The sequence below is a fragment of the Pseudobutyrivibrio ruminis genome (assembly GCF_015057245.1).
GTDB lineage: Bacteria > Bacillota > Clostridia > Lachnospirales > Lachnospiraceae > Pseudobutyrivibrio > Pseudobutyrivibrio ruminis_E.
The window spans coordinates 60,850-71,274 of sequence record NZ_SVET01000013.1 but is presented as its reverse complement, the minus strand read 5'-3'; the positions used below and the strand labels follow the sequence as shown (position 1 = coordinate 71,274).

Annotated in this window: 9 protein-coding genes; 8 read left to right on the top strand and 1 reads right to left on the bottom strand. The window is 37.2% G+C overall.

Translation table 11 applies throughout. From position 1 onward, the window contains the following. Positions 1-96: 96 nt before the first annotated feature. Positions 97-1,263 carry an alpha/beta hydrolase-fold protein gene (locus E7274_RS10980; RefSeq protein ID WP_304175931.1) on the top strand — a complete coding sequence of 389 codons (1,167 nt, stop codon included), beginning with the start codon at positions 97-99 and terminating at the stop codon, positions 1,261-1,263. Here E7274_RS10980 and E7274_RS10975 read toward each other — a convergent pair. Further along, complete coding sequence (locus E7274_RS10975) at positions 1,260-1,595, bottom strand: winged helix-turn-helix transcriptional regulator (protein ID WP_304175929.1); 336 nt, start codon at positions 1,593-1,595, stop codon at positions 1,260-1,262. The genes E7274_RS10980 and E7274_RS10975 overlap by 4 nt on opposite strands. Positions 1,596-1,735: 140 nt before the next feature. Between E7274_RS10975 and E7274_RS10970 the strand changes: the two genes are divergently transcribed. The 7 genes from E7274_RS10970 to E7274_RS10940 all read left to right on the top strand — a co-directional run bounded on the left by E7274_RS10970 (position 1,736) and on the right by E7274_RS10940 (position 10,407). Further along, a complete protein-coding gene (locus E7274_RS10970; protein ID WP_304175927.1) occupies positions 1,736-3,442 on the top strand; it encodes an FAD-dependent oxidoreductase in 1,707 nt (568 codons plus the stop codon). A 25-nt stretch (positions 3,443-3,467) separates the two neighbouring features. Beyond that, positions 3,468-3,680 (top strand): 4Fe-4S binding protein, encoded by a 213-nt coding sequence (locus E7274_RS10965; protein ID WP_304175925.1) that lies wholly within the window; start codon positions 3,468-3,470, stop codon positions 3,678-3,680. Beyond that, the gene (locus E7274_RS10960; protein WP_304175923.1) at positions 3,673-4,254 is read left to right on the top strand and encodes a 4Fe-4S binding protein; all 582 of its coding nucleotides are present in this window, start codon (positions 3,673-3,675) and stop codon (positions 4,252-4,254) included. The genes E7274_RS10965 and E7274_RS10960 overlap by 8 nt, the downstream gene beginning before the upstream one ends. 156 nt (positions 4,255-4,410) lie before the next feature. After that, positions 4,411-5,277: a hypothetical protein gene (locus tag E7274_RS10955; RefSeq protein WP_304175921.1), complete on the top strand. Its 867-nt coding sequence runs from the start codon at positions 4,411-4,413 to the stop codon at positions 5,275-5,277. After that, complete coding sequence (locus E7274_RS10950) at positions 5,277-6,215, top strand: hypothetical protein (RefSeq protein WP_304175919.1); 939 nt, start codon at positions 5,277-5,279, stop codon at positions 6,213-6,215. The genes E7274_RS10955 and E7274_RS10950 overlap by 1 nt, the downstream gene beginning before the upstream one ends. A 47-nt stretch (positions 6,216-6,262) precedes the next feature. After that, on the top strand, positions 6,263-8,305 hold the full coding sequence (locus E7274_RS10945; RefSeq protein WP_304175918.1) for a hypothetical protein: 2,043 nt from the start codon (positions 6,263-6,265) through the stop codon (positions 8,303-8,305). A 164-nt stretch (positions 8,306-8,469) separates the two neighbouring features. Next, positions 8,470-10,407: a hypothetical protein gene (locus E7274_RS10940; protein ID WP_304175916.1), complete on the top strand. Its 1,938-nt coding sequence runs from the start codon at positions 8,470-8,472 to the stop codon at positions 10,405-10,407. The last annotated feature ends 18 nt before the right edge of the window (positions 10,408-10,425 follow it).

Sequence of the window (10,425 nt, the reverse complement as noted above, 5' to 3'; positions counted from 1 at the left end):
GCTCGCTTTATAAAATACTCCAAATATGAAAATGTATCTCTCGTAATCTGCTTAATAGTAAAGCAGGAGAAATAAATTTGTTTGGAGGAATTTATAATGAAGAAACTATTAGCATTAATGTTATGCGGAGCAATGGGCTTATCGGCTGTTGCCTGCGGACAAACTGAGACAGAAGAAACAACAGAAACAAGTGAGGCGGTTGAAACAGAAGAAACTACGGCCGAGGCTGAAACAACATCTACAGGTACTGTAGATAACAGCTTTGCAGAGGATACTGATGCCCTTGTAGAGGCATATTCAGATGCTTTCGATCAGGTTGAGTACACAGATGATGAAACAGGCCTTACTGTTACTTATAATATCTATTTGCCAGAGGGTTATGATGAATCAGAAGAATATCCAATGGTAGTCTTTATTGCAGATTCAAGCTGTGCAGGTGATGATGCAACAGCATCATTAACACAGGGACGAGGTGCACTTGTGTGGGCATCAGATGAATGGCAAGCTGCAAATCCAAGTATCGTATTGGTACCAACTTATCCAGAAACAATTCTTGATGACCAGAATGGTTATAGCACAACAGAATATGTAGAACTTACAAAGAGACTTATTGATGACGTATCAGAAGAGTATGCTGTTGATACAGATAGAATCTATGGTACTGGTCAGTCAATGGGCTGTATGACAACACTTATTCTTGCATCTGAATACCCAGATCTTTATGCAGCTTGCATGTTTGTTGATGGACAGTGGGATGTAAGTACACTTTCTGCTTTGGAAGATCAGACATTTATCTACTTCGCAGCAGAGGATGACACAAGCGCATACAATGGCATGCAGGAAGTAATGAGCATGTTTGATGAAGATGGTGTAGATTACACTTATGCTCAGTGGGATGGAACATGGACTCCAGACGAGCTTTCAGAAGCAACATCAGAACTTCTATCTGGTGGAACAAATGCTTACTTTGTATCATGGGCATCAGGAACAATTGAGGCTAGTTCAGAAACATCATTCGCAGGTCCAAATAGTTCTTCTGATGATTCAGAAAAGCCAGCTATAGATACAGACAGTGAAAAAACTGAAGTGTCAGCAGATACAGAAGCTTCAGAAGATGCAGAATCTTCAGAAGCTGGAGAAAAGCCAGAAGGTGGCAAAGGTAATGGAAATGATTCTATGATGCAGAGTGTTCAGTATCATATGGCATCATTCGATTATGCATACAGATGCGTTGCAGTAATGGAATGGTTGTTTGAAAACTAAAGATTCTTTTCACCCCATCTTTTAAGCTCTAGTAAAATAGGGATAATACTTTTAGCTTTGTCAGTCAGGGAATATTCAACTCTGACTGGCATTTCATCATATTGAGTTCTTATTACCATGTTTGCTTCTTCAAGCTCCTTGAGCGAAGTAGCGAGCATGGTATTTGTTATTCCAAAAACAGAACGTCTTAAATCTCCGTAGCGAACGACTTCATCTTTGTCGATTACACAGAGAATCATAATTTTCCATTTTCCACCAACTATATTTAACACTTTCTTTAAGCCGCAATCTTCTCCGGCAATGTTATCGCAAAGTGGTTCTTTTTTACTCATTTATCTATCTCCTTGGTCAGTTTTTTCTTACTAGGTTAATAATTTCTGCGTACTTGATATATTTTTCGTACCACATATAATAAACCTATCAGCTGAGAATTGCAATAAATTAGTTTTATGATAAAGAAAGTCCAAGGAGGTTGGAACAAATAATTATGGGTAAAACAGTCATTATTGGCGGTGTTGCTGCTGGTGCAAGTGCAGCTGCAAGACTTAGAAGATTAAAAGAAGATGAAGAAATTATTCTGCTTGAAAGAGGTGCGTACATTTCATACGCAAACTGTGGATTACCTTATCATGTAGGTGATGTAATTCAAAATAGAGAAGATTTACTTGTTACTAAAAAACAGGTAATGCAGAATCGTTTTAAAATAGATGTAAGAGAAAACAATGAAGTTATCTCTATTGATAGAGCAAACCAGACCATTGCTATTCGCAAGAATGATGGTGAGGAGTATCAGGAAAGCTACGATAATCTTGTGATTGCTACAGGTTCATCACCAATCAGATCTAGAATCGAAGGAATTGATTCAGATAAGGTTAAAACATTGTGGACTGTTCCAGATACAGATGAAATCAAAGCATATATCGAGAATAACAATGCTAAAACAGCTGTTGTAGTTGGTGGAGGATTTATTGGTCTTGAAATGGCAGAAAACCTTCATGCTTTAGGTTTAAAGGTAACTATTGTAGAAGCTGCAAATCAGGTCATGGCTCCAATCGATTATGAAATGGCATTACTTTTAAATGAAAACATTAGAGCTAACAATGTTGACCTTATCCTTGGAGATGGTGTAGCAAAGTTTGAAGACCAGGGAAATGCAGTAACAGTAAGCCTTTCAAGTGGAAAGAGCGTAACAGCTGATTTGGTTATCCTTTCTATTGGTGTTCGTCCAAACAGCGCTTTGGCAAAAGAGGCAGGACTCGAACTTAACGAGCGTGGCGGAATCGTAGTAGACGATCACATGCGTACATCTGATTCACATATTTATGCAGCAGGTGATGTGGTTGAGGTAACAGACTTTGTATTTGGCGACAAGACAATGGTGCCACTTGCAGGTCCAGCTAATAAGCAGGGAAGAATTGTTGCGGATAATATCGCGGGCATTTCTTCAACATATAAGGGAACTCAGGGTTCTTCTGTTGTGAAGGTATTTGATTTAACAGCTGCAGCAACAGGTGCAAATGAAAAGGCTCTCAATAGACGTGGCATGGTAAAAGACAAGGATTACAAGTCAATTATCGTAACACAGAATTCTCATGCAGGCTATTACCCAGGCGCAAAGCCAATGATTTTAAAGCTTGTATTCTCAATGGATGGAAGCAAAATCTACGGAGCTCAAATCGTAGGAAAAGAAGGTGTAGACAAGAGAATCGATACACTTGGAACAGCTATCAGATTTGGTGGTTCTGTGTACGATTTAACTGAAATGGAACTTGCATATGCGCCACCATATTCTTCTGCAAAGGATCCTGTAAATATGCTTGGCTTTGTAGCTGAAAATGTTTTAGCAGGATTAGTAGAAATCGCAGAGTGGAACGAACCAGACACAGACAAGGACGCTACAATTCTTGATGTAAGAGAGCCAGGCGAGCTTGCAATGTATTCATATGAAAATGCAATCAATATTCCTCTTGGACAGCTCAGAGGCAGACTTGATGAGCTCGATAAGAATAAGAAATACATTGTAGTATGCGCAATCGGAGTTCGAGCTTACAATGCGGCAAGAATCCTTAAAAACAACGGATTTGAAAATGTAAAGGTTTATCCAGCAGGAACAAGAATGTACATGTCTACACATAGAAATCCTGATGAGTTCAGCCAGGAATTTGTATGTAAATATTAAGCAGAAAGTAAAAGAGTTATAGGAAATGGCAAAAAGGAAGGCGAACCCGGTTAAAAGCATCTGCGTGGCCTGCGGCGTTTGCGCACTGCAGTGTCCAAGGGATGCGATTAGTATTTATAAAGGTTGCTATGCAGTTGTCGATGCAATCAAATGCGTAGGATGTGGGCTATGCAAGAAGGCATGTCCAGCAGACGCAATTACATTAGAAGACGTAGATTCGGAGGTGGCAAATGGCTAAGACAAAGAAGAATCCTTGGTATAGCTACCTTTGGATATGGTCGATTATTTATTTTGCACTTGGATTTTTTAATATCCTATTTGCGTGGTTAGGATTAATAGATTTTATTCTTCCACTTATTTTTGCAATAGTAGGTGGAAATAAATGGTTCTGCAACAATATGTGCGGAAGAGGTCAGTTGTTCTGGGTGTTGGGAAGAAATTTAAAATTTTCTAGACAGAAGACAGCACCAAAGTGGCTTTCATCAAAATGGTTTAGATACGGCTTCTTGACATTCTTCATGACTATGTTTGGAACAATGATATTCCAGACATACCTAGTATTTTCAGGAGCAGGAACTCTTAGAAAAGCTATCAAGTTATTCTGGACCTTCAGGGTGCCTTGGAAATGGGCATACAATGGAAGCATTTTCCCAGATTGGGTTGCTCAGTTCGGCTTTGGATTTTACAGTCTGATGCTAACATCCACATTAATCGGACTAATTGTGATGGTTTTATACAAGGAAAGAACCTGGTGCTCATTCTGTCCTATGGGAACAATGACTCAGGGAATATGCAAGATAAAAGCTAAGTAATGCTTAGGCGGCCTTATGGCCGCCTTTCTTTTGTTTAATATACTGAAAAATGTGTGAACATATTTCCTGCTTGATTGATGTGTCAGATAAAAGGTGCTATTTTCTATATATAGTTTGTTTAAAGAAATGGGTATTAGGGGATATTAGTACAAAGTAATGCGATTAGATAAAATTACGGAAGATAATGCGAAGGATTTAAATACCTTTTTAGATGATGATTTAATCCATGATATCTCAAGAATCTTTTATGGAGGACTAGGGGTATTTGATGATGGTGGAAATCCTTATGGGGCGCTCGTTTATGAACTATTGAATGTCACTATGGGAAATAGGAGCATTACTAGTGTGATTCATTGTTTTAGAGCAAAAAATAAGGAAGCTTTTGAAATGCTTTTTACTGGATATGAGAGCCTTGTTCAAAAGATTGGCATAGAAAGGAGCATATTCGAAACGGAAAGCAAAGAGCAAGTAGAGCTTTTTCAACGTTATAACTTTGTATTTAAAAAGAAAGTCAGCAGTCAGTTCAGGATTAGTTTAAAAGATATTGATAACATTAATTTAAATCTGAAAAAGGAGGTTCCTGATAATATAAGGGATATTTCTGATGTTTCAATATTGATGTATCGTAATGCGATAATGAGTGCCATATCAAATGGATATAGCGGAGCAGTATCGGACCTTGCATATCTCCCTTTGAACTGGTACGAAAAAGAAATTTCATCATGTTCTCTGGAAGACGGAAAAATAAGTGGATTACTTTTAGTGAGAAAACAACCATCTGGGGTACTTTATTTTGTTCTTTATACAGCTTTTGGTACAAATAAACAATTAAATCTTGCATATATGTTAATACGTACTATTAATATGATTATTTCAAATTACCCACCGGAAACAGAAATATTAATTAATTGTCTAAGCGATAGAGTAAAATCTTTGATAAAACAACTGCTACCTGATTATGAAGAACGAGAAGTTAATGTGGGGATCAGGGATGAAAGTATCAAAGATAAGGAGAAAGGTTAATGCAAGTCTTCACTGTTTCGAATGATAATATAGAAATATTTTTCGAGCTTATTCCCAGGGGGATATATGAGAATGTGAATCTTAGTGGTTATTTCACTATTGGAGTTTGTTCGGATGATTTAGAGCCTCTTGGACTTCTGCAGTTTATCTTGGATGAATCCGAAGGAGGACATTTTGTATCGTGGATAACGCATATATTTATTGATATAGATGAAGATGGAGACAAACCTACAGAACTGGTACGAGCATATGATGTCCTATATGAGATGTTGGACGAATACTCCAATATTCTTTATAAAAGTGGAGTCAGTGTTAGTAGGATGTGTATACCGGCTGTGAATCCAGAATATGTAGAGGTAAGAGACTACTATCCAGAGAATGAAATATATCGTCAATGGCCTTTTTACATTAAATCTGCATTGGCAAATTATGGGTATCAATTTAATAAAGGCATAGAATTAATGTATAAAATGCCAATTTCAGCAATATATAATTTAGCGCTTGAAAAGAAGCCGAAAGGGGTTTCTGATGTAAAAAGTATAGGTAAGATAAGCAAAAAAGAGTATAGAAAATTAATACAAGAATTATGCACGAAAATACAATTTGATAATCTACCCGTCGACATTTGGTTGAGGCAGAATGTTTGGGATAAGGATTTAAGTTGTTGTTTTTATCGTTCAAATAATTCAATGGGAATATTGCTAGTTAGACTTTATTCATTTGATGTGTATGAGGCAAAACTGGTTTTACAGGGAAATAATCAAGATTTATATAGTATGCTTTATGTATTTGTTGATATTGCAGATAAGCTTAGACATAAGGGAAAATACTTGCTTATATACAGTTGCCAAAAAGAAACTGAAAAAATGCTTCTTGGCTTGTCTAATGACATTCAGCAAATTGAAGTGTTGCATGGTGGACTAGAAATAGAACAATGATTCATATTAGGTAGATTAAGTTTTTGCTTTTGCTGAGGAGGTATGGAATGAGCGGGGATAGAGTGGATTCATTATATAAGTGGGAAGAGAGCAATTCACAAACTATTTTTGTAGAGAAGCAAGAGGATGAATTTTCGCTTAAAGAGCAGGCGCCTATAAGTATGAATGAGATTGAAGCTATGGAGAAGAACAGCCTTCAAGATAAGGTTGATTCGGTTCAAAAACATATGCCTAGAAAACTCGAATTTAAAGGTAAAGCTCAAATGTTGATGGATAAGAACTATTCATTTAAAGACGGGAAGAAAATTGTTAAAGGCAAGTTTAAGACCTATAAAAATGGGCTTATGGGAGATGTTACCAGCACACTTAAAAAACTGGAAAATCTTTTGGAAACTCCAGTTAGTCTTTCAAAAGAGTCAGTAGAAAAAATGGAAAAAGCTTTTCTCGATGTCTGCAATGCCTGCAGAAAATATATTAAAAATAGAAACCCATGGACCAGTGAAGGAAAGGCAAGAAAGCAGATGGTTGAGGATTTTTATGAGCAGGTCAGTTGGGAATCACAACAATTTTATGAATATATAAAAAGCTACCAAAGCGGGAAAAATAAAGTTCCTGAGGGAGCAACGTGGGAAAGTCTTATTACAGAAATCCGTACTAACCATGTATATGAAGACCAGGTGGACGGTGTTACTATTAATAGGGGAGGCGGTTGCACTTCTGATTTGTATATTATAGATATTAAAGGCGAAAAAAAATTCTTTAAAGAAGAGGAAACTCTGCCAGAGTTTGATGCTCATAGTCTTTTCGATAGGGAGATTAATGCTATTGAACAGGAAAAACAGAGTTTAGATAATAAAGCTAAAGACAAGGAAAAACATCTTTTAAAGTTAGATTTATACAAATCTCTTATAAAGGAAGTGGATGATAAATCCAGGGAGGTCCATAAAGAGAATCAGAGCTCTGGCTTACGTGGTTTATATAAAGGCAAAAATTTGGTTGAAACGTACTTAGCAGAATTGTCTATGAAAACACAGATGAGCGATAAATTCATGAATGCTAAGAAAGAATATGATGAGATAAAAGAAAAAATCAAGGTGATTGATGAAAAAAATGAAGAGGAACTAGAAGTGAAAGCTGAATTGGAAAAGCAATTGGCGATGACCGACTATGCGCAGCTTATAGATTCAGTATTTAATGTAACAAAAGCTCTGACACTTCAGCAATTTTCTGTGCGAGTCCCTAAAATAGAGAAGGGTTCAAAAATGGCAAAACGTAATGTCGCTTCTTCACGCATGGCTGATATGCTGGGATTATCCGGACTGATAGTTCATTCAGAGATGACTGATATTACTATTAATGGGCGTAAAATGAGGGGCGTAATGATGGACAAGGCTCCAGGGGAGGAAGAGAATGCATATAGAAAGAAAGAAAAAAATGAGTATAAAAAAGATAATGTTGATTATACTGGAGAAATTACAAATGAGAATCAGAAGACATATTATTCCACAGAAGCATATCAGCAGCTTTTGTCCCTTCAAGTGTTGGATTTCATTTGCGGCCAAGTAGATAGACATGGAGCCAATTATTTTATAGAAATGGAAAAGGATGAACATGGGAAAAATGTTATTAAAAAAATCACGGGCATCGACAATGACACATCTTTTGGAAAATTAGATTATAACACTATTCATAATAATGGATATTATTATCACTTTATCAGGAATATGGAGGTGGATGATGTATTTGTTCTTCCTGCAATGGATGTCCAATTGGCAGCAAAGATTAAAAGTTTGACTCCAGAAATAATAAAATATATGATGGTAGATCTTTTGGATGAGACTGAATGTGAAGCTCTAATTAATAGAATTCAAGGTGTTCAAAAGGCAATCATAAAACAGGAAAATCGTGAGAAAAATATGATTAAAAAGAAGATTCCTTTCCAGAGTAAATTTATATCAGAAAAACAACAGTGGGCCGAGAGTCAACGTCAAGTGAAGAAAAATATTCAAGAAACAGCAAAAAATCAGGAGGAGAGAACTAATATGATAGGTGCGTCGACTTATTTGAAATTTGAGTGGTTACAAGGCTAAGTAGATTAATAATTTTAACTTAGGCGGCCGTTTGGCCGCCTTTTTAATTCCTATTATGACTTAATCAGAATGTTATTTGGAATTGGTATGGAACAGCTAGCAAATTATAATATACACTAGGGTTGAATGATGTATCTTTACGAAAGGAAGGTATAGAAATTTCAATGAAAAGCAAGTATCTAAAAATGGCAATTGCAGGTGTGATGAGTGTTTCATTAGTGGCATGTGGACAGGCCGCTAGTACTGAAAGTGCAGAGACAACTACTGCTTCAGAAGCCGAGGCGGATGTAATTTCATCAGACACTACAACCTATGCAGATGCTTCCGAGTATGTTTCAAGTATTGATAATGCAACGATAGATACAAGTATTTATCTGGATTATTCAGCAGGTATTGAAGCAGGTGTTTACAAGTGGGTATTAAGCGAAGACGGTGACTATTATGTGCTTGCTGCAGTAGATGAAAATGGAGACCCAATTGAGACAGAAGAGACTGCAGTAAACGTTGGCGCAAATAATGAAGAAATAGCTGGCGGAGAAATGCCTGATCTTGCTGAGGGCGAAGCACCAGAGGGCATGGAAGAAGGAAAAAGGCCTGAAGGTGGAAAAGGTCAAGGTGGCATGGGAGGCGGAATGTTTGGCGACCAAGGCACTGTATATGAGGGCGTGTACACCTCAGCCAATATTACAAATGATGATTTGCAGCGTATGAATATTTATGTTCCGGTTGAATACTTTGAAGTAGATGAAGATGGAAATGTAATAGGAATTGACGAGGATGCAGTTGTTGGAAATTATACAGCTTCAACAGCACCTATAGTATATTCAAACGAATTTGGTGGATGGAAATCTAGTCAGCCGAAATCAGCTAATACAGACTACATCGAAGAGGGTATGATTTATGTCACAATCGGAGGTAGAAGTAGAGATGCTTATGATGAGGATGGAAATATTACAGGTAAGGCACCAACCCAAGCAGTTGATTTAAAGGCTGGTGTTATACAGTTAAGAGCAAATACAGATGTAATCCCAGGCGACACAGATAAGATTATTTCAGTTGGTACATCAGGTGGTGGACAGATGAGTTCTATTCTTGGTGCATCAGGAAATATGTCTGAATACTATGAGTACATGTATGAAACAGGAGTACTTGGAGTAACAAAAAATGAGGATGGAACATACTCAAGTGTTTATCCTGATAATATCTATGCAGCACAGGAATATTGCCCAATAGCAGATATTGAAAATGCTGACCTTGCTTATGCATGGTGGTGGGTAAATCTTGTAGATGATGGAGGACAGTATGGAGATGGATTCTCTGAGTTCGAAATCAGATTGCAGGAGTTAGAAGCAGAAGCTTTCATTGATTACTTAAATGGCTTAGGTCTTACAGATGAAGATGGAAATGCACTTACACTTACTGGACTAAGAGAAGGCACATATTATGATGCAATTCTTCAGAACATTTCAGATGCTTTAAATGCTATGGTAGAGGCAGGAGAAATCGATCCAGAGGAAGAGTATGGCGATTATTCAAGCTGGTTAGTACTCAATGATGATGGAACATACACAGTAACTGATATGGATGAGTTCATGATTGGAACTGGTCTTGTAAATCAGAGAAACAAAGCAGTTCCTGGATTTGACACAATGGATAAATCTGCTGAGGGTGATGCCTTTGGTACATCAGAGGATGGAGTAGTTCACTTCTCTGCATCAGTAGCACAGATTCTTTCAGATAATTATGATGAGCTTTCTGAACTTGAGGGATTTGATGCAGATCAAGTAGATGATTATATTGAAGAAGCTCTTGAAGGTGAATCAGCAGAGCTTGTTGAAACACAGACAAATCTTCTTAATGCTACAGAAATTATGCTTGGTAACAACGGTCTTACAGCAGTTGATCCAGCACAGTATTGGAGAATAAGATATGGTACTGCTGATCAGCATACATCATTTTCTGTAGGATATAATATTGGACTTGCAGCTTCTATGTTAGGCTACGATGTAGATTATCATATGGTATGGAACATGGGACATGGCAGTGAAGAAGGTACTTCAACAGGTACATTTATAGATTGGATAAACGAAATCTGTCAATAGAATGAAACAATGAAGGCG